At 76.4% G+C, this 18,405-nt stretch carries 18 protein-coding genes; 17 read left to right on the top strand and 1 reads right to left on the bottom strand.

From position 1 onward, the window contains the following. From QNH85_RS17835 to QNH85_RS17755, 17 genes are all read left to right on the top strand, one after another. Positions 1-682 (top strand): PP-loop family protein (locus QNH85_RS17835; protein WP_282948562.1); only part of this gene is annotated, 682 nt, incomplete at its 5' end. A gap of 11 nt (positions 683-693) precedes the next feature. Further along, positions 694-1,233, top strand: a complete 540-nt coding sequence (gene hpt, locus QNH85_RS17830; RefSeq protein ID WP_428830431.1) for a hypoxanthine phosphoribosyltransferase — start codon at positions 694-696, stop codon at positions 1,231-1,233. A gap of 151 nt (positions 1,234-1,384) precedes the next feature. Beyond that, complete coding sequence (gene ftsH, locus QNH85_RS17825) at positions 1,385-3,463, top strand: ATP-dependent zinc metalloprotease FtsH (RefSeq protein WP_282948559.1); 2,079 nt, start codon at positions 1,385-1,387, stop codon at positions 3,461-3,463. 2 nt (positions 3,464-3,465) lie between these two features. Next, on the top strand, positions 3,466-4,071 hold the full coding sequence (gene folE / locus QNH85_RS17820; RefSeq protein WP_213281280.1) for a GTP cyclohydrolase I FolE: 606 nt from the start codon (positions 3,466-3,468) through the stop codon (positions 4,069-4,071). Between the two features lie 41 nt (positions 4,072-4,112). After that, positions 4,113-4,997 (top strand): dihydropteroate synthase, encoded by an 885-nt coding sequence (gene folP / locus QNH85_RS17815; RefSeq protein WP_428830430.1) that lies wholly within the window; start codon positions 4,113-4,115, stop codon positions 4,995-4,997. Continuing rightward, positions 4,994-6,325, top strand: a complete 1,332-nt coding sequence (gene folK / locus QNH85_RS17810) for a 2-amino-4-hydroxy-6-hydroxymethyldihydropteridine diphosphokinase (protein ID WP_282948557.1) — start codon at positions 4,994-4,996, stop codon at positions 6,323-6,325. The genes folP and folK overlap by 4 nt, the downstream gene beginning before the upstream one ends. Then, positions 6,325-6,822, top strand: coding sequence for a DUF3180 domain-containing protein (locus QNH85_RS17805; RefSeq protein WP_282948555.1), 498 nt, complete (start codon positions 6,325-6,327; stop codon positions 6,820-6,822). The genes folK and QNH85_RS17805 overlap by 1 nt, the downstream gene beginning before the upstream one ends. A gap of 80 nt (positions 6,823-6,902) precedes the next feature. Next, positions 6,903-7,442 (top strand): PH domain-containing protein, encoded by a 540-nt coding sequence (locus QNH85_RS17800; protein ID WP_282948564.1) that lies wholly within the window; start codon positions 6,903-6,905, stop codon positions 7,440-7,442. After that, a complete protein-coding gene (locus QNH85_RS17795) occupies positions 7,439-9,142 on the top strand; it encodes a PH domain-containing protein (RefSeq protein ID WP_282948553.1) in 1,704 nt (567 codons plus the stop codon). The genes QNH85_RS17800 and QNH85_RS17795 overlap by 4 nt, the downstream gene beginning before the upstream one ends. Then, positions 9,139-10,212: a Rossmann-like and DUF2520 domain-containing protein gene (locus QNH85_RS17790; RefSeq protein ID WP_282948551.1), complete on the top strand. Its 1,074-nt coding sequence runs from the start codon at positions 9,139-9,141 to the stop codon at positions 10,210-10,212. The genes QNH85_RS17795 and QNH85_RS17790 overlap by 4 nt, the downstream gene beginning before the upstream one ends. Beyond that, positions 10,209-11,117, top strand: coding sequence for a pantoate--beta-alanine ligase (gene panC / locus QNH85_RS17785; protein ID WP_282948549.1), 909 nt, complete (start codon positions 10,209-10,211; stop codon positions 11,115-11,117). The genes QNH85_RS17790 and panC overlap by 4 nt, the downstream gene beginning before the upstream one ends. Before the next feature lie 2 nt (positions 11,118-11,119). Then, positions 11,120-11,632 (top strand): aspartate 1-decarboxylase, encoded by a 513-nt coding sequence (panD, locus tag QNH85_RS17780; RefSeq protein ID WP_249669054.1) that lies wholly within the window; start codon positions 11,120-11,122, stop codon positions 11,630-11,632. After that, positions 11,629-13,329 (top strand): L-aspartate oxidase, encoded by a 1,701-nt coding sequence (locus QNH85_RS17775; protein WP_282948547.1) that lies wholly within the window; start codon positions 11,629-11,631, stop codon positions 13,327-13,329. Before panD ends, QNH85_RS17775 begins: the two co-directional genes overlap by 4 nt. A gap of 115 nt (positions 13,330-13,444) precedes the next feature. Next, a complete protein-coding gene (gene nadC, locus QNH85_RS17770; protein WP_282948546.1) occupies positions 13,445-14,347 on the top strand; it encodes a carboxylating nicotinate-nucleotide diphosphorylase in 903 nt (300 codons plus the stop codon). Positions 14,348-14,418: 71 nt separating this feature from the next. After that, positions 14,419-15,948, top strand: coding sequence for a lysine--tRNA ligase (lysS, locus tag QNH85_RS17765; RefSeq protein WP_282948545.1), 1,530 nt, complete (start codon positions 14,419-14,421; stop codon positions 15,946-15,948). Positions 15,949-16,012: 64 nt separating this feature from the next. Next, a complete protein-coding gene (locus QNH85_RS17760; RefSeq protein WP_213284436.1) occupies positions 16,013-16,189 on the top strand; it encodes a hypothetical protein in 177 nt (58 codons plus the stop codon). Between the two features lie 114 nt (positions 16,190-16,303). Next, positions 16,304-16,651, top strand: a complete 348-nt coding sequence (locus QNH85_RS17755) for a histone-like nucleoid-structuring protein Lsr2 (RefSeq protein ID WP_282948544.1) — start codon at positions 16,304-16,306, stop codon at positions 16,649-16,651. 204 nt (positions 16,652-16,855) lie between these two features. Here QNH85_RS17755 and xylB read toward each other — a convergent pair whose 3' ends face one another. Next, positions 16,856-18,292: a xylulokinase gene (gene xylB, locus QNH85_RS17750; RefSeq protein WP_282948543.1), complete on the bottom strand. Its 1,437-nt coding sequence runs from the start codon at positions 18,290-18,292 to the stop codon at positions 16,856-16,858. Positions 18,293-18,405 lie beyond the last annotated feature (113 nt).

Genomic DNA, 18,405 nt, shown 5'->3' with positions numbered 1-18,405 from the left:
GGCCGAGGGCGTGCTGCTCGGGCTCGCGCGCGGGTCGGGCGCCCGGTCGCTGGCGGGGATGCCGCGCGTCCGCGGGGTGCTGCGCCGGCCGCTGCTGGAGGTGACCCGGGAGCAGACCCTGGCCGCGTGCGCCGCGCTCGGCCTCGCGCCCTGGCACGACCCCACCAACACCCCGGCGGGCGACGCGGACCGGGCGCCGCAGCGGTCACGGGTGCGCACGCGCGTGCTGCCGGTGCTGGAGCGCGAGCTCGGGCCGGGGGTCGCCGCGGCGCTCGCCCGCACCGCGGCGCTGCTCCGCGAGGACGCCGACGCGCTCGACGCGCTGGCGGCGGGACTGCTGGAGCGGGCGCTCGTGCCGTCCGGCCCGGGGGAGGTGCTGCTCGACGTCGAGGTGCTCGCCGGCGCGCCGGCGGCGCTCCTGGGCCGCGCGCTGCGCACCGCCGTCGTCCGGGCCGGGTCCCCGCCGGGCGCGGTCACCCGGGAGCACGTGCGCGCGGTCGCGGGGCTCGTCACCGGCTGGCACGGCCAGGGCCCCCTGCACCTGCCCGGGCACGTCGAGGCGTCCCGGGCGTGTGGCAGGCTTGCCGTGCGCGAGGGCACCCGGAGCGGTGCCGCGCGCGAGGCGGTCGGGCGGTCGGCGCCCGGCCGGAGCGAGACGGACGAGGAGACAGGCGACCGGTGAACGCTGAGGACATGGGCGCGGACCTGGAGCGGGTGCTCCTGACCGAGGAGCAGCTCGGGAACCGCCTGGACGAGATCGCCGCCCAGATCGACGCCGACTACGCCGGCCGGGAGATCCTGCTGGTGGGGGTGCTCAAGGGCGCCGTCATGGTGATGGCCGACCTGGCGCGCCGGATCAGCACGCCGCTGTCGATGGACTGGATGGCGGTGTCCTCGTACGGCTCGGGCACCAAGTCCTCCGGCGTCGTGCGGATCCTCAAGGACCTGGACGCCGACCTGACCGGCCGGCACGTGCTGATCGTCGAGGACATCATCGACTCCGGGCTCACGCTGTCCTGGCTGCTGGCGAACCTGCGCAGCCGCGGCCCGGCGACGGTCGAGATCGCGACGATGCTCCGCAAGCCGGAGGCCGCGAAGGTCGAGGTGGACGTCCGCTACGTCGGGTTCGACATCCCGAACGAGTTCGTCGTCGGCTTCGGCCTCGACTACGCGGAGAAGTACCGCAACCTGCCGTTCGTCGGCACGCTCGCCCCGCACGTCTACTCCTCCTGACGCGCGCGGTGGCCCGCGGGGGGCCGGCTCCCGGGCACGACGGGCGTCCTGCCCTGGGCGAACAGAGCCCGCCCACCCCAGGTCCACCGTGTAACTTCGGAGCCTCCACCCCTGCGACCGGAGGGACGAGGGGGCACGCCCCCGTCTGCCCATGACACTCAAGCGCCTCACCCGCGGACCCGTCCTGTGGATCGTCGTCGCCGTCGTGATCCTGTGGATCGCGGCCAGCGCGCTGACGTCCTCCGGCGTCCAGCGGATCGACACCTCCGACGGCCTGGAGCTCCTCCAGGACGGGAAGGTGGAGCAGGCCAGGATCACCGAGGGGTCGCAGCGCGTCGACCTCACGCTGACCGAGGACTTCACCTCCGGCGGCGAGAACCTGGGCAAGAACGTGCAGTTCTACTACGTCGTGCCGCAGGGCCCGGCCGTGGTCGACGCCATCGCGGACGCCGACCCCGAGGGCGGCTACACCTCGGACGTGCCGCAGCAGTCGTGGTGGGGCAGCCTGCTGACGCTGGTCCTGCCGTTCGTCATCATCCTGGGCCTGTTCTGGTTCCTGATGTCGTCGATGCAGGGCGGCGGCTCGCGGGTCATGTCCTTCGGCAAGTCCAAGGCGAAGCTCGTGTCGAAGGAGTCGCCGCAGGTGACCTTCGCCGACGTCGCCGGCGTGGACGAGGCCGTCGAGGAGCTGCAGGAGATCAAGGAGTTCCTCTCCGAGCCGGCCAAGTTCCAGGCGGTCGGCGCGAAGATCCCCAAGGGCGTGCTGCTGTACGGCCCGCCCGGGACCGGCAAGACGCTGCTGGCCCGCGCGGTCGCGGGCGAGGCCGGCGTGCCGTTCTACTCGATCTCCGGCTCGGACTTCGTCGAGATGTTCGTCGGCGTCGGCGCCAGCCGCGTCCGTGACCTGTTCGACCAGGCCAAGCAGAACGCCCCGGCGATCATCTTCATCGACGAGATCGACGCCGTCGGCCGGCACCGCGGCGCCGGCATGGGCGGCGGGCACGACGAGCGCGAGCAGACCCTCAACCAGATGCTGGTCGAGATGGACGGCTTCGACGTCAAGACCAACGTCATCCTCATCGCGGCGACGAACCGCCCCGACATCCTGGACCCCGCCCTGCTGCGCCCGGGCCGGTTCGACCGGCAGGTGTCGGTCGAGGCGCCGGACCTCAAGGGCCGCGAGCGGATCCTCCAGGTGCACGCGCAGGGCAAGCCGATGGCCACCGACGTCGACCTCACCGTGGTCGCGCGCCGCACCCCGGGCTTCACGGGTGCGGACCTCGCGAACGTGCTGAACGAGGCGGCGCTTCTGACGGCCCGCTCGAACGCGCAGATCATCGACAACCGCGCGCTGGACGAGGCGATCGACCGCGTGATCGCCGGGCCGCAGAAGCGCACCCGCGTCATGAAGGTCAAGGAGCAGAAGATCACCGCGTACCACGAGGGCGGGCACGCCCTGGTGGCGGCGGCGCTCCGGTACACCGACCCGGTGACGAAGGTGACGATCCTGCCGCGCGGCCGGGCCCTCGGCTACACGATGGTCATGCCGACGGAGGACAAGTACTCCACGACGCGCAACGAGCTGCTCGACCAGCTCGCGTACGCCATGGGCGGCCGGGTCGCCGAGGAGCTCGTGTTCCACGACCCGACCACCGGCGCGAGCAACGACATCGAGAAGGCCACCGCCACGGCCCGCAAGATGGTCACGCAGTACGGCATGAGCGAGAAGATCGGCGCCGTGCAGCTGGGGCAGGACTCCGGCGAGGTGTTCATGGGTCGCGACATGGGCCACGGCCGCGAGTACTCCGAGTCGCTCGCCGGCACGGTGGACGTCGAGGTGCGCAAGCTCATGGACGCCGCCCACACCGAGGCGTGGGAGATCCTCGTCGAGTACCGCGACGTCCTGGACGCGCTGGTGCTGGAGCTCCTCGAGAGGGAGACCCTGAACCAGAACGAGCTCGAGGTCATCTTCCGGCCGATCACCAAGCGCCCGCCGCGCGAGGTGTGGCTGTCCAGCGAGCAGCGCGCGGTCTCCGACCGGCCGCCGGTCCTGACCGCCGCGGAGAAGGCGGAGCAGAACGGATCGGTCGTGCCGCAGGACGAGGCCGCGGCCGCCAAGGACGAGCACCCGGCCGTGAGCATCGTCGAGGTCCCGCCGAACCGGACGCCCGACGTCACGGGTCCCGCCAACGCGCAGGCCGACCTGCCGGACGCCGGCACGCAGGAGTGAGCGTGACCGGCGGCGACGGCCGCGGCAACCACCGCGTGATCCCGGCGTACGACGCCGCGCGCGCGGAGGCGGCCGTCCGGGAGCTGCTGCTGGCCGTCGGGGAGGACCCGGAGCGCGAGGGGCTCCGCGAGACCCCGGCCCGCGTGGCGCGGGCGTACAAGGAGATCTTCGCGGGGCTGCGGCAGGACCCCCGGGACGTGCTCAGCGCGACCTTCGACATCGGTCACGAGGAGATGGTCCTGGTCAAGGACATCGAGGTGTACTCGACCTGCGAGCACCACCTCGTGCCGTTCCACGGCGTGGCGCACGTCGGGTACATCCCGAGCCCGAGCGGGCGCGTGACCGGCCTGAGCAAGCTGGCCCGGCTGGTCGACGTCTACGCCCGGCGCCCGCAGGTGCAGGAGCGGATGACCGGGGAGATCGCGGACGCCCTGGTCGACGTGCTGGAGCCCCGCGGGGTGCTGGTCGTCGTCGAGTGCGAGCACCTGTGCATGTCCATGCGGGGCGTGCGCAAGCCCGGCTCCCGGACCGTGACCTCCGCGGTGCGCGGGCAGATGCGCGACCCCGCGACCCGCGCCGAGGCCATGAGCCTCGTCCTGGGCCGCTGACCCGCCACCGGCTGCCGTCCCCGACCCCCTAGGCTGGCCACGTGCGTCTCCCCTCGCCGCTCCCGGCCCCGCTGACGGCCGCCGGTCGGGCCGGTCGGGCGCTCGTGATGGGCGTGGTGAACGTGACGCCGGACTCGTTCTCCGACGGCGGGCGCTGGTTCACCCCCGAGGCCGCGGTCGCGCACGGGCTGCGGCTGCTGGACGACGGCGCCGACCTGCTGGACGTGGGCGGGGAGTCCACCCGGCCGGGCGCCGCGCGGGTCCCCGTCGCCGAGGAGCTCGACCGGGTGCTGCCCGTGGTCCGGGCCCTCGTGGAGCGCGGCGCGGCCGTCAGCGTGGACACCACCCGCGCGGAGGTCGCGGACGCCGCGGTCGCCGCGGGCGCCGTCGTCGTCAACGACGTCTCGGGCGGTCTCGCCGACCCGGGGATCCGCGAGGTCGTCGCCCGGACGGGCGTGGTCTACGTGGCGATGCACTGGCGCGGCCACGCCGACGTGATGGACGAGCTCGCGGACTACGACGACGTGGTGACGGACGTGCGGCGCGAGCTCGCGGACCGGGTCGCCGAGCTGCGGGCCGCGGGCGTCGGCGACCACCAGGTCGTGCTGGACCCGGGGCTCGGGTTCGCGAAGCCGGGAGCGGCGAACTGGCCGCTGCTCGCGCGGCTGCCCGAGCTCGTCGCCGACGGGTTCCCGGTGCTGGTGGGGGCGTCGCGCAAGCGGTTCCTCGGCCACCTGCTGGCGTCGGACGACGGCACGCCCGCGCCACCGGAGCAGCGGGACGCGGCGACCGCCGCCGTCTCGGCGCTCGCGGCGGCGTCGGGGGCCTGGTGCGTGCGGGTGCACGAGGCACGAGGTACGGCGGACGCGGTGCGCGTCGCCGCCCGGTGGACGGCCGCCGCGCCGTCCGGGAAGGACGACCGATGAGCGACGAGGACGTGGTCGGGGCGCGGGGGCACCGGCTGGACCGGATCCGCCTGCTGGGCGTGACGGCCACCGGCTACCACGGGGTGTTCCCGCACGAGCGCCGCGAGGGGCAGACGTTCGTCGCGGACGTCGTCGCGCACCTGGACACCCGGCGCGCCGCGGCCACCGACGACCTCGCCCACACGCTGAACTACGGCACGCTCGCCGAGGAGGTCGCGGCCGTGCTCGCCGGCGACCCCGCGGACCTGGTCGAGACCGTCGCCGAGCGGATCGCCGCGACCGTCCTCGCCCACCCGCAGGTGCAGGCCGTCGACGTGGCGGTGCACAAGCCGCAGGCCCCGATCACCGTGCCGTTCGGCGACGTGGTGGTCGAGGTGCACCGGGACCGCACCTGGCTGCCCGCCGCGGAGCCGGTGGTGCTGGCCCCGACGACCTCCGTGCCGGACGGCGTGCCCGCGACGCCGGCGCCCGCGCTGCCCCCGGCGGACCTGCTCGACGCCGCCCCGCCGTCGGGGCCGGTGGACCTGCCCGCCGCGCCCCCCGGGCCGGTCGCGGGCGCGGTCGCCGGGACGGGGCACGCCCCCGCGGCCGACGCGCTCGACGACGGCGACGTGGTCGACGCCGAGCTGGTCCAGGACGCCCTCGACGTCCCGCCGTCCGAGCCGGTGGAGGTGGTGCTCGCCATCGGGTCGAACCTCGGCGCCGCGCAGGACACCCTGCGGGACGCCGTCGCGGACCTGGCCGCGGTCCCCGGCCTCGAGGTGGTGGACGTCTCGGCGCTCGCCCGCACCGCGCCCGTCGGCGGCCCGGAGCAGCCGGACTTCCTCAACGCGGTCGTGATCGCCCGCACCACGTTGTCGCCGCGCGACCTGCTGCGCGCCACCTCCGAGGTCGAGCGGGTGCACGGCCGGGAGCGCACGGTGCACTGGGGCCCCCGGACCCTCGACGTCGACATCATCGTGTACGGGCAGGTGTCGGCCGTGACCGACGACCTCGAGCTGCCGCACCCCCGCGCGCACGAGCGGGCGTTCGTGCTCCAGCCCTGGGCGCAGGTGCGCCCGGACGCGGTGCTGAACGGCCTCGGCGGCGGGCCCGTCGCCGCGCTGGCCGCGACCGCCCCGGACCGCGACGGCGTGCGCTGGCTCGCGCTCGACTGGCTGACCGCCCCCGTGCCCGCCGCCCTGCCCGACCCGGGCGCCGAGCAGGACGTCACGGTGCAGCCGGCGGCGCGCGAGGACGCCCTGGGGCCGCTGGATGCCCCGGTCGCCGACCCGCTGGCCGACCCGCTGGCCGACCCGCTGGGCCCCGCCGGACGGCTGGACCCCTGATGCAGCGCACGCGCCCGAGGAACCTGGTCCTGGTCGCCGTCGTCACGACGGCCGTCGGGTGGCTGGTCGTGCGCGTCCTGGCGAGCCGCGGCTGGACGCTGCCCCAGGTGCCGTGGGCGATGGTCGCCGTCCTGGTGCTGATCGCCGCCGTGGTGCTCGCGATGGGCTGGTCGGTGCGGCAGTACCTGCACGGCAAGCACCCGACGCTCGACCCGATGCGCGCCGCCCGCACCGCCGTGCTGGCCAAGGCGTCCTGCTACACGGGCGCCCTGCTGGCCGGCTGGTACGCGGCGCAGGTCGTCGACGTGCTGGGCGACCTGGCCATCGAGGCGCAGCGCGCCCGTGCCGCGTCCGCCGGCCTCGCGGTGCTCGGCGCCCTGGTGCTCGCCGGGGTCGGCCTGCTCGTCGAGTGGTTCTGCCGGGTGCCGCCGCCGGAGGACCGGGAGGAGGCGACCGGGCCGGCGCCCGACGCCTCGCCGGACGCCGCCGCCGGCTGACGAGGGGTCCCGCACGCTCCCGGTACCTGCGATGGGAGGATGACCGCATGACCACGCCCGACGGCGACGCCGCCACCCCGATGCCGGAGCCCGCACCGGTCGCCTCCGCTGCACCCGCGGTCGCGCCGGTCCGCGAGAGCGAGCCGTTCGAGCCCGCCGGCGTCGACTGGACGCCCGTGTCCCCGCGGCTCGCGACGGCCCGGCTCGTGTCGGGCGTCTCGTGGCTCGCCGTCCCGCTGGTCGGCCTGGTCGTCGCCGCTGCGCTGTCGGGCCTGGTGTGGCTCTGGGTGGCCGCGGGCGTGCTCGCGGCGTTCACCGCCTGGGTGGCGTGGCTGGTGCCGCGGCAGGTCCGGGCGCTCGGGTACGCGGAGCGCGCCGACGACCTGCTGCTGCGCAAGGGCATCCTGTTCCGGTCGATGGTCGTGGTGCCGTACGGCCGGATGCAGTACGTGGACGTCACGGCCGGGCCCCTGGCCCGCAAGCTCGGGATCGCGTCGGTGCAGCTGCACACCGCGTCGCCCGGCACGGACGCGTCGATCGACGGCCTGCCGACGGCCGAGGCCGCCCGGCTGCGCGACCAGCTGGCGTCGCGCGGCGAGGCCCGACTGGCGGGGCTGTGACCGGCGAGCACGCCGTGCCCGAGCGCGCCCTGCCCGCGGGAGCGGTGCCCGAGCGCGCCCTGCCCGAGCACGCGGGCGCCGTGCCCGCCGGCGCCGTGCCCGCGGGCGCCGTGCCCGCCGACGCCGTGCCCGCCGACGCCGTGCCCGCCGACGCGGTGCGTCCGGCCGAGCCGCCCGCGGACGACCTCGCCTGGCGGCGGATGCACCCGGTGACCCCCGCGGTGAAGGGCTGGAAGGTGCTCGTCGCGGCGGTCGCGGTGATCGCCTGGAACGCCGCCGACGACGTCCGCGAGCTCGCGGAGTGGCTCGGCCCCCGCACCTGGCTGTTCGTCGTCGGCGCCCTCGTCCTGGTGGCGCTCGCCGGGTTCGGCTACTCGGCGGTCGCCTGGCGGATGACCCGGTTCGCGGTGACGGACGAGGCGGTGCACCTGCGCTCCGGCGTCCTGTTCCGGCAGCAGCGGCAGGCCCGGCTGGACCGGCTGCAGGCCGTCGACGTGGTGCAGCCCCTGCGGGCGCGCGTCCTCGGGCTCGCGGAGCTGCGGCTGGAGGGCGCGGGCGGGGCGGGGTCGGCGGTGTCGCTGGCGTTCCTGCGGGAGAGCGAGGCCGAGGAGCTGCGGGCCGAGCTGCTCGCGCGTGCCGCGGGCCTCCGCCCCGCCCGGCGCCCCGCCGCGGTGAGCGGCCCGGCGCCCGGCCCCGCATCCGCGGGAGCGGTCGACGCCCCGGCCGTCGAGCCCGCCGGCGCGGTCGGCGAGCCCGCCGTCGACGACGGCTGGACGGGCGCCGCCCCGGTCGCCCCGGAGCGGCAGGTCTACGAGGTGCCCGTCGGCCGCCTGCTGCTGTCCACCCTGCGCTCGTCGTCCGCCATCTGGCTGGTCGTGATGATCGCCGTGCTGGTCGTCCTCATCGTGACGTCCGGCCGGTTCGAGCCCGCGTTCGCGGTGCTGCCCGCGCTGCTCGGCGTCGTCTCGTACACGTGGAGCCGGTTCAACCGCGGCGCGAACTTCCGCGCGGCGATCTCCCCGGACGGGATCCGGCTGCGGCACGGCCTGACCGAGTCCCGGGCGCAGACCGTCCCGCCCGGCCGGGTGCAGGCGGTGCAGATCTCGCAGGGTCTGCTGTGGCGCGGGCCGGACTGGTGGCGCGTCGAGGTGAACGTCGCGGGGTACGGCGCGGGCCCCGAGCAGTCGCAGACGGAGAACGTGCTGCTGCCGGTCGGGACGCGGGAGGAGGCCCTCCTCGCGCTGTGGCTGGTGCTGCCTGACCTCGGCACGGCCGACCCCCGCGGGCTCGTCGACGCCGGGCTGACCGGCCGGGCGAGCCGCGACGGCACGGACGACGGCGACAGCGACGCCGGCTGGGCCACGGCGCCCCGGCGCTCGCGGTGGCTCGACCCCGTCGGGTGGCGCCGGCACGGCGTGACGGTCACCGACCGGGCGCTGGTCCTGCGCTCCGGCGTCCTCGTGCGCCGGCTCGTCGTCGTCCCGCACGAGCGCACGCAGTCGCTCGGGCTCGCCCAGGGCCCGCTGCAGCGCCGGCTCGGGGTCGCGTCGTTCCAGCTGCACTCGACGCCGGGACCGGTGTCGCCGCGGGTGGACCACCTGGACGCCCGCGTGGCGGCCGGGCTGCTGGACGAGCAGGCGGCGCGCGCCCGCACCGCGCGTGCCGGGGCGGGGCCGGAGCAGTGGATGCGCCGGGCATGACGCGGCTGGGGATCGGCGTCGTCGGCGCGGGCCGGGTCGGCGCGGTGCTGGGCAGCGCGCTGCGCGCCGCCGGGCACCCGGTGGTCGGGGTCAGCGCCGTGTCGGAGGCGTCCCGCGACCGGGCCGACGCGCTGCTGCCGGGCGTCCCGGTGCTGGACGTGCCCGAGGTCGTGCGCCGCGCGGAGCTGGTGCTGCTGGCCGTCCCGGACGACGCGCTCGAGGGCCTGGTGGCCGGGCTCGCCGCGACCGGTGCGTGGCAGGCCGGGCAGATCGTGGTGCACACGGCCGGCCGGTACGGCGCCGCGGTGCTGGACCCGGCGCGCGCGGCGGGGGTGATCCCGATCGCGCTGCACCCGGCCATGACGTTCACCGGGACGTCGCTCGACCTCGCCCGCCTGGTGGGCTGCACGTTCGCGGTCACCGCGCCGACGCCCGTGCTGCCCATCGGCCAGGCCCTGGTGGTCGAGATGGGCGGGGAGCCGGTGGTCCTGGACGAGTCGGCCCGGCCGCTCTACCACGCGGCCCTCGCGCACGGCGCGAACCACCTGGTGGTGCTGGTCGCCCAGGCCGGCCAGGCGCTCGCGGCCGCGGGCGTCGCCGACCCGGGGTCCGTGCTGCGCCCGCTGCTGTCCGCCGCGCTCGACGGTGCGCTCCGGGCGGAGTCCGCGGGCGGCGGCCGCGACGCCGGCGACGACCCGACCTCCGGCGCGGTGACCACCCTGACCGGCCCCGTCCGCCGCGGCGACGCCGGCACGGTCCGCGACCACCTCGACGTGCTCACCGCGCTCGGGGTCCGGACGGGGGCCACCGACGTGGCCGCGTCGTACCGGGCGCTGTCCCGTGCGGCGACCGGCCGGGCGCTCGCCGCCGGGCTGCTGCGCGCCGACCAGGGGCAGGCGCTGCTCGACGCGCTGGCGACGGCGGGACCCGCCCCGGACGAGGAGGTCGCGCCGTCCGGCCCGGCTCACGCTCCGGGGCCCGACGGGAGTACGGTGCACGGCGCGCACGACGACGAGGACGGCGGGACCGGCGACCCCGGGCCCGGCGTCGACCAGGAGGACCAGGCATGAGCGAGGCACGGACCGGTGCCCCCACGGTGGTGCGCACGCGCGCGGAGCTCGCGGCAGCGCTGCGCCCGCCGACGGGCGGCCCCGCGGCGGCCGGCTCCCGGACCGGGCGCGCCGTCGTCATGACGATGGGCGCGCTGCACGCCGGCCACCTCGCGCTCGTGCGTGAGGCCCGCGCCCGCGCCGAGCAGGTGGTGGTGACGATCTTCGTCAACCCGCTGCAGTTCGGGCCCACGGAGGACCTCGACCGCTACCCCCGGGACCTGCCGGGCGACCTCGCGTCGCTCACCGCGCCGGACCTGCTCGGCGAGGGCGACGTGGTGTTCGCGCCGGCCGCCGAGGAGATGTACCCCGAGGGCACGCCCGTGGTGCGGGTCGACGCCGGGCGGATCGGCACGGTCTACGAGGGCGCGACCCGGCCCGGGCACCTCGACGGCGCGCTGACCGTCGTGCTCAAGCTGCTGCACCTGACCGCCCCCGACGTCGCGCTGTTCGGCCGCAAGGACGTGCAGCAGCTCGCGGCCGTGACCCGGATGGTGCGCGACCTGGACCTGCCCGTCGCGGTCGTCGGGGTGCCGACCGTGCGGGACGCGGACGGGCTCGCGCTGTCCTCCCGCAACGTGTATCTCTCGGGCGCCGAGCGGGAGCAGGCGCTGGCGCTGAGCCGGGGCCTCGCGGCCGGGGAGGCCGTCGCGGCGGACGGCGGCACCCCGGACGCGGTGCGGGCCGCCACCCGGGCCGTCCTGGACGCGGCCGGCGTGGGCACCGACTACGTGGCGCTGGTGGACCTCGACGCGTTCGCCGACGTGACCGGCGGGGCGCCGGCGGGCGGCACCGCGGTGCTGGCCGTCGCGGCGACCGTCGGGAGCACCCGGCTGATCGACAACTCCGACGTGAGGTGGGCGTGACCATGACCTCGCTGCTGCGGCCGATGATGATCGGCAAGATCCACCGCGCGACCGTGACGCAGGCCGACCTGCACTACGTCGGGTCCATCACGGTCGACGCGCACCTGCTCGCGGCCGCTGACCTGCTGCCCGGCCAGCAGGTCGACGTCGTCGACGTCACGAACGGCGCCCGCCTGACCACCTACGTCATCGCGGGCGAGGCCGGCTCCGGCCAGGTCTGCATCAACGGCGCCGCCGCGCACCTGGTGCACCCCGGCGACGTGGTGATCCTCATCGCCTACGGGATGCTGTCCGACGCCGAGGCCCGCACCTACGAGCCGCACGTCGTGCTCGTCGACGCCGACAACCGCGTCATGGACACCGGCCACGACCCCGGCACGGTGCCCGCCGAGTGGACCGCCGCGTCGGGGCTGCACCCGAGCGGCGTGCCGTTCGACGAGGGGCGGGCGCTCGTGGAGCACGACGGGCAGCCGAGCGCGCCGGACGACGCACGGGACGCAGGCGCCGCGCGGTGACCGTGCGCCTCGCGCGCCGGCTCGCCGCCCCCGCCCCGGGCTGGACCGTGCGGGCCGACGCGGTGGTCGTCGGGTCCGGGATCGCCGGGCTGACCGCGGCCCTCGAGCTGCGCACGCGCGTCCCCCGGGTGCTGCTGGTGACCAAGGGCGAGCTGGTCTCCGGCTCGACGGTGTGGGCGCAGGGCGGCATCGCGGCGGCGCTCGACCCCGCGGACTCCCCGGAGGCGCACCTGCGGGACACGCTGGTCGCCGGGGTCGGGCTGTGCGACCCCCGGGCGGTCGAGGTCCTCGTCACGGAGGGCCCGGCGCGGGTGCGCGAGCTCGTCGCGCGGGGCGCCGTGTTCGACACCGAGCCCGACGGGAACCTCAGCCTCACGCGGGAGGGCGGCCACCACGCGGACCGCGTCGCGCACGCGGGCGGGGACGCCACCGGGGCCGAGATCTCCCGCGCGCTCGTCGCCCAGCTCGAGGCCGTGCGCGCGGACCCGGGGATCGAGGTCGTCGAGCACGCGCTGGTGCTCGACGTGCTGACCGGCGCGCCGGGCCGGGACGGCCGCCCGGGTGCGGTGTGCGGGGTGACGCTGCACGTGATCGGCGAGGGCAGCCGCGACGGCGTCGGAGCGGCCCTGGCCCCCGCGGTGGTGCTCGCGACCGGCGGCGTCGGGCAGGTGTTCCGCTCGTCCACCAACCCCGCGCAGGCCACCGGCGACGGCATGGCGGCGGCGCTGCGGGCGGGCGCGACGGTCGGCGACGTGGAGTTCGTGCAGTTCCACCCGACCGTCCTGTGGCTCGGGTCGGGCGTCAAGGGCCAGCTCACGCTGGTCTCCGAGGCGGTGCGGGGCGAGGGCGCGTACCTGGTCGACACCGACGGCCACCGGTTCCTGCCCGAGGTGCACCCCCTCGCGGAGCTCGCGCCGCGCGACGTCGTGTCCCGCGCGATCGTGCGGCAGCTGGCCCGCACCGGATCCGACCACGTGCTGCTCGACGCCCGGCACCTCGGCGCCGAGCGGCTGCGGCGGCGGTTCCCGACGATCGCGCAGCGGCTGGCCGAGCACGGGCTGGACCTCGCGACCGACCTGGTCCCCGTCGCCCCCGCCCAGCACTACCACTCGGGCGGCGTCGTCACGGACCTCGTCGGGCGGTCCTCGGTGCCCGGCCTGTACGCGGTGGGGGAGGTCGCCTGCACCGGCGTGCACGGCGCGAACCGGCTCGCGTCGAACTCGCTGCTCGAGGGGCTCGTGTTCGCGCACCGCGCCGCGCACGACATCGCGCGGCGCGTCGAGTCCGGCGTGCTACGCCCCGCGGAGCCCGTCGAGCGGCCCGGCCCGGAGGCCCTGGTCGCCGGGGCGGCGCGGTCCCGGATCCAGCGGATCGCCACCGACGGCGCCGGCGTGCTCCGGTCGGCCGCGGGGCTGGAGGCCGCGGCGCAGCAGCTGCGGGCCGTCCGGACCGACGCCCACCGCGCGCCCGACGGCGCGGACCGGGCCGTCGCCCACCCGCAGGTGGCCGAGTGGGAGACCACCAACGTGCACCAGGTCGCGAGCGTGCTCGCCGCGACGGCGGCGACCCGGCGGGAGACCCGCGGCGGCCACCTGCGCAGCGACTTCCCCGCGAGCGACGACGCCTGGCTGCTGCGCGTCGAGGCGGACCTCGACCCGGACGGCGTGCTGGTCCAGCGCCGCGCGCCCCTGGTCTGACCGCGCCCCGCCGTCGGCACCTCGGGTGGAACGTTCGAGCGGACACGCCGACGGCGAGTCCGTCGGACCGTTCCACCGTCGGAGTGCGGCCGACCGCGCCCCTAGGCTGGCGCGCGTGAGCCACGACCTCGACCGCCCGCTCGACCCCGCCTGGACCTCCCGCACCGTCGCCGTCGCGCTCGACGAGGACCTCGGCCCCGCGCCGGGCCGGGACGTCACGACGCAGGCGACCATCGCGGCGGACGTGCCGGGCGTCGCGCACCTGGTGGCGCGGGCCGCGGGGGTCGTCGCCGGGCTGCCGGTCGTGGCGGAGGTGCTGCGTCAGGTCACCGACCGCCTCGGGCTGGCGCCGGCGACCGTGGACCTGCGGGTGGCCGACGGCACCGCGGTCGCACCGGGCGACGTGCTGGCGGTGCTGCGCGGGCCGGTGCAGGCGCTGCTCGTCGCCGAGCGCACCGCCCTCAACCTCGCGTCGCGGGCGTCGGGCGTCGCGACCCACACCCGCCGCTGGGCGGACGCCCTGGCCGGCACCGGCGCGCAGGTGCTGGACACCCGCAAGACCACGCCGGGCCTGCGGGAGCTCGAGAAGTACGCGGTGCGCCGCGGCGGCGGGACCAACAAGCGGATGGGCCTGCACGACGTCGCGATGGTGAAGGACAACCACGTCGTGGCCGCCGGCGGCGTCGCGGCGGCGGTCGAGGCCGTGCGCGCGCGGTTCCCGGACGTGCCGATCCAGGTCGAGGCCGACACGACCGACCAGGCGCTCGAGGCCGTGGCCGCCGGGGCGCGGTTCCTCCTGCTCGACAACATGCCGACGCCGGTGCTGGCCGCGACGGTCGCGGCGGTGCGGGCGGGGGAGGCGGCGACGGGCCGGGTCGAGCTGGAGGCCACCGGCAACCTCACGCTCGACCGCGCGGCCGAGGTCGCCGCCACGGGCGTGGACTACCTGTCCGTCGGGGCGCTCACGCACTCCTCGCCGATCCTCGACCTCGCGCTGGACCTCGTCGCGGGTGCGTGAGCCGTCGCGCGCGGTCGCCTGTCGCGGTCGCGTGACGAGAGGGGTGCGCGGCGCTCGGTAGGATCGGGCGGGTGACCGCCCCCGTGCCCCCCGCCCCCGCCGACGACCTCCCCGAGCAGCTCCGGGTCCGGCGCGAGAAGCGCGACCGCATGCTGGCCGAGGGCGTCGAGCCGTACCCCGTGGGCGTGCCGCGCACGCACACCATCGCCGACGTCCGCGCCGCCCACCCGGACCTCGAGCCCGGCGAGGAGACCCAGGACGAGGTCGGCGTCGCCGGCCGCGTCGTGTTCCTGCGCAACACCGGCAAGCTCTGCTTCGCGACGCTCCAGGACGGCGAGGGCAACCGCCTGCAGGCGATGCTCAGCCTCGGAGCCGTCGGCGAGGAGCGCCTGGCCGCGTTCAAGGCGGACGTCGACCTCGGCGACCACCTGTTCGTGCACGGCCGCGTCGTGGCGTCCCGCCGGGGCGAGCTCTCCGTGATGGCGGACGCCTGGCAGCTCGCCGCCAAGTCGCTGCGCCCGCTGCCGAACCTGTACGCGCGCGGCGACGAGGAGGCCCCCGAGCTGTCCGAGGAGGTCCGCGTCCGCCAGCGGTACGTCGACCTCATCGTGCGGCCGGCGGCCCGCGACGCGGTGCGGCTGCGCGCCGGCGTGGTGCGCTCGCTGCGGGAGAACTTCCACCGCCGCGGCTACCTCGAGGTCGAGACGCCGATGCTGCAGACGCAGCCCGGTGGCGCCGCCGCCCGGCCGTTCGTCACGCACATGAACGCGTTCGACATGGACCTGTACCTGCGGATCGCGCCGGAGCTGTTCCTCAAGCGCGCGGCCGTCGGCGGCCTCGAGCGCGTCTTCGAGATCAACCGGAACTTCCGCAACGAGGGCGCGGACTCGTCGCACTCGCCGGAGTTCGCGATGCTCGAGGCGTACGAGGCCTACGGCGACTACGACACCATGGCCGCCCTCACGCAGGACCTCGTGCAGACGGCCGCGCAGGACGTGCTGGGCACCACGACGCTGACCCTCGCGGACGGCACCGAGTACGAGGTCGGCGGCCGGTGGACGCAGCTGACCATGTACGGGTCGCTGTCCGAGGCGCTCGGCGAGGAGATCACCCCGCAGACCACGGTCGAGCAGCTGCAGAAGGTCGCGGACCGGCTCGACGTGACGCTCGACCCCGCGCGGGTCAGCCACGGCAAGCTCGTCGAGGTGCTCTGGGAGCACCTGGTGGGCGACCACCTGCACGCCCCCACGTTCGTGCGGGACTTCCCGGTGGAGACCAGCCCGCTGACCCGCGACCACCGCGAGATCGCCGGCCAGGTCGAGAAGTGGGACCTGTACGTGCGCGGGTTCGAGCTCGCCACGGCGTACTCCGAGCTGGTGGACCCGGTGATCCAGCGCCAGCGCTTCGAGGCGCAGGCCCTGCTCGCGGCCGCTGGGGACGACGAGGCCATGCGGATCGACGAGGACTTCCTGGCGGCCGTGGAGTACGCGCTGCCCCCGACCGGCGGGATGGGCATGGGCGTCGACCGGCTGCTGATGGCGCTCACCGGGCTGGGGATCCGCGAGACGATCCTGTTCCCGCTCGTGAAGCCGCAGGCCTGAGGAACGCCCGCGCGGGGCTGTCCGGGTCGTTCCCGACCCGGACGACCGGCGTACCCTGGGCCGCATGAACATCGGTCCCGCGCTCGCCGCGTTGGCCCCGTCCGTCGGCGTCGGGCTCATCTTCTGGTTGGCCATCCGTGCCCTCGTGAACGCCGACCGCACCGAACGCGCCGCATTGGCGCGTATGGACGCCGAGGACGCGGCGCGTGCACAAAGCGCGGAGAAGAACCCGGAAATCTGAGGATTTCGGCGCGGGTGCTTTGACGCGCGCGCAATGGGATGCGATGCTTTTCCCGACCGCAGGATTCAGCCGCTCGATTCGTGGGGGCAGCGGCCAACGGCTCGGGAGGGCGAAATGGCACAGAAGGTTCAGGTCCTGCTCGTGGACGACATTGACGGCGGCGCCGCCGATGAGACGGTGACGTTCGCGCTGGACGGGGTCTCGTACGAGATCGACCTGACGACCGAGCACGCCACCGAGCTGCGTGACGCCCTGGGCACCTGGGTCGGGCACGCCCGCAAGGTCGGCGGCCGGTCGTCCGCGGGCCGCGGGGCCGGCACCGGCGGTGGCTCCGGCCGTCCGCGCCGGTCGTCCGACGCCGGCGCGGTGCGCACCTGGGCGAAGGAGAACGGGTACGACGTCTCCGAGCGCGGCCGCATCTCGGCGGAGATCCGCGAGGCGTACGAGTCCGCCCAGCGCTGAGACGACACAGCGCTGAGGCGAGACGGCGAAGGCCCGGCCCCCACGGGAGCCGGGCCTTCGTGCGTCCGCCGCTGCGTCCGCGGCGGCGTCCGCGGGCCACGAGGTCGTCACTCCCGCACGAGGTCGTCCCGCAGGACTGACGACCTCGTGCCGTTGTGACGACCTCGGCGGCCGGGAGCGGCCGCGGCGGCCGGGGCGCCGGCGTCAGGGGCGGGTGGCCGTCAGGTCGCGGACCGCGGCGTACTGCTCGCGGACGTGCGGGGTCGGGTCGGCCTCGTGCACCTCGGCCTCGCCGGCGGCCGTCCACGCGGGCGGCTGCTCGGTCCCGCTCAGCGCCCACGCGGCCTGCCGGGCGGCGCCGTCGGCCACGTACTCGCCGGGGGTCGGGACGGTGACGTCGGTGCCGAGCACCGCGGGGGCGATCCGCCGCACGGCCTCGGACTGCGCCCCGCCGCCGATGAGGGACACCCGCTCCACCGGCACGCCCTGGGCGCGCAGCGCGTCGAGCCCGTCGGCGAGCGCGCAGAGCATGCCCTCCACGGCCGCGCGGGCCAGGTGGGCGGGCGTGGTGTTCGCCAGCCGCATGCCGTGCAGGGCGCCGGTGGCGTCCGGCTTGTTCGGGGTGCGCTCGCCCTCCAGGTACGGGACCAGCACCAGCCCGTCGGCCCCGGCGGGGGCGGACAGCGCCAGCTCGGACAGCCCGCGGTGGTCGACGCCGAGCATGCGCGCCGCGGCGTCCAGCACGCGGGAGGCGTTCAGTGTGCAGGCGAGCGGGAGGTACGCGCCGGTGGCGTCCGCGAAGCCGGTGACCAGCCCCGAGCCGTCCGCGGTGGGCGTGGCGGAGACCGCGGACACCACGCCGGAGGTGCCGATCGAGATCGCCACGTCGCCGGCGACCATGCCGAGCCCGAGGGCCGCGGCGGCGTTGTCACCGGCGCCCGCGCCGAGCACCGTGCCGGCGCGCAGCAGGCCGTCGGCGGCGACGCGGCCGGCGACGGCGTGCGGGGCCACGACCCGGGGCAGGACGGCGCCGTGCCCGAGCGCGAGCTCGAGGAGGTCGTCGCGGTAGCCCTCGGTGAACGGGGACCAGTAGCCGGTGCCCGACGCGTCGGACCGGTCGGTGGTGAGCAGCCGCAGGTCCGCGCTGCGACCGTCCTCGCCCTGCCCGGCGAGCCGCCAGGTCAGCCAGTCGTGGGGGAGCGCCACGGCGGCCACCCGGGCGGCGGCGTCGGGCTCGTGGTCGCGCAGCCAGCGCAGCTTCGTGACGGTGAGCGACGCGACGGGGACCGAGCCGATCGCGTCCGCCCACGCCTGCGGACCGCCGAGCTCGTCGATGAGCGCGAGCGCCGGCGGGGCGGAGCGGGTGTCGTTCCACAGCAGCGCGTCGCGGACGACCCGGCCCTCGTCGTCGAGCGCAACCATGCCGTGCTGCTGCCCGCCGACAGCGACGGCGTCGACGTCGTCGAGCCCGCCGGCGTCCCGGACCGCCACCTGCAGGGCGTCCCACCAGTGCCGCGGGTCGATCTCGGTGCCGTCGGGGTGCGACGCACGGCCGGAGCGCACCAGGGCCCCGGTCTCGGCGTCGCGCACGACGACCTTGCAGGACTGGGTGGAGGAGTCCACCCCGGCGACGAGGGCCATGAGGATGCGTCCTTGCTGTGCTCAGGGAACGGGGAAAGCGCCGAGGCCGAGGGTTCCACGGGAGGCCGGGGGCGGAGACCCTCGACCTCGCCGGAGACCCTCGACCTCGGCGG

Source organism: Cellulomonas endometrii (assembly GCF_949769265.1).
GTDB classification, from domain to species: Bacteria; Actinomycetota; Actinomycetes; order Actinomycetales; family Cellulomonadaceae; genus Cellulomonas; species Cellulomonas endometrii.
Note: the sequence above shows the minus strand (reverse complement) of the source record. Positions and strands in the feature narration are given on the sequence as shown.

Coding starts and splice junctions, on each gene's coding strand:
- ftsH (WP_282948559.1), top strand. CDS start 1,385: ATGACACTCAAGCGCCTCACCCGCGGACCCGTCCTGTGGATCGTCGTC.
- hpt (WP_428830431.1), top strand. CDS start 694: ATGGGCGCGGACCTGGAGCGGGTGCTCCTGACCGAGGAGCAGCTCGGG.
- QNH85_RS17805 (WP_282948555.1), top strand. CDS start 6,325: ATGCAGCGCACGCGCCCGAGGAACCTGGTCCTGGTCGCCGTCGTCACG.
- QNH85_RS17790 (WP_282948551.1), top strand. CDS start 9,139: ATGACGCGGCTGGGGATCGGCGTCGTCGGCGCGGGCCGGGTCGGCGCG.
- QNH85_RS17755 (WP_282948544.1), top strand. CDS start 16,304: ATGGCACAGAAGGTTCAGGTCCTGCTCGTGGACGACATTGACGGCGGC.
- panC (WP_282948549.1), top strand. CDS start 10,209: ATGAGCGAGGCACGGACCGGTGCCCCCACGGTGGTGCGCACGCGCGCG.
- QNH85_RS17800 (WP_282948564.1), top strand. CDS start 6,903: ATGCCGGAGCCCGCACCGGTCGCCTCCGCTGCACCCGCGGTCGCGCCG.
- QNH85_RS17760 (WP_213284436.1), top strand. CDS start 16,013: ATGAACATCGGTCCCGCGCTCGCCGCGTTGGCCCCGTCCGTCGGCGTC.
- panD (WP_249669054.1), top strand. CDS start 11,120: ATGACCTCGCTGCTGCGGCCGATGATGATCGGCAAGATCCACCGCGCG.
- xylB (WP_282948543.1), bottom strand. CDS start 18,292: ATGGCCCTCGTCGCCGGGGTGGACTCCTCCACCCAGTCCTGCAAGGTC.
- folK (WP_282948557.1), top strand. CDS start 4,994: ATGAGCGACGAGGACGTGGTCGGGGCGCGGGGGCACCGGCTGGACCGG.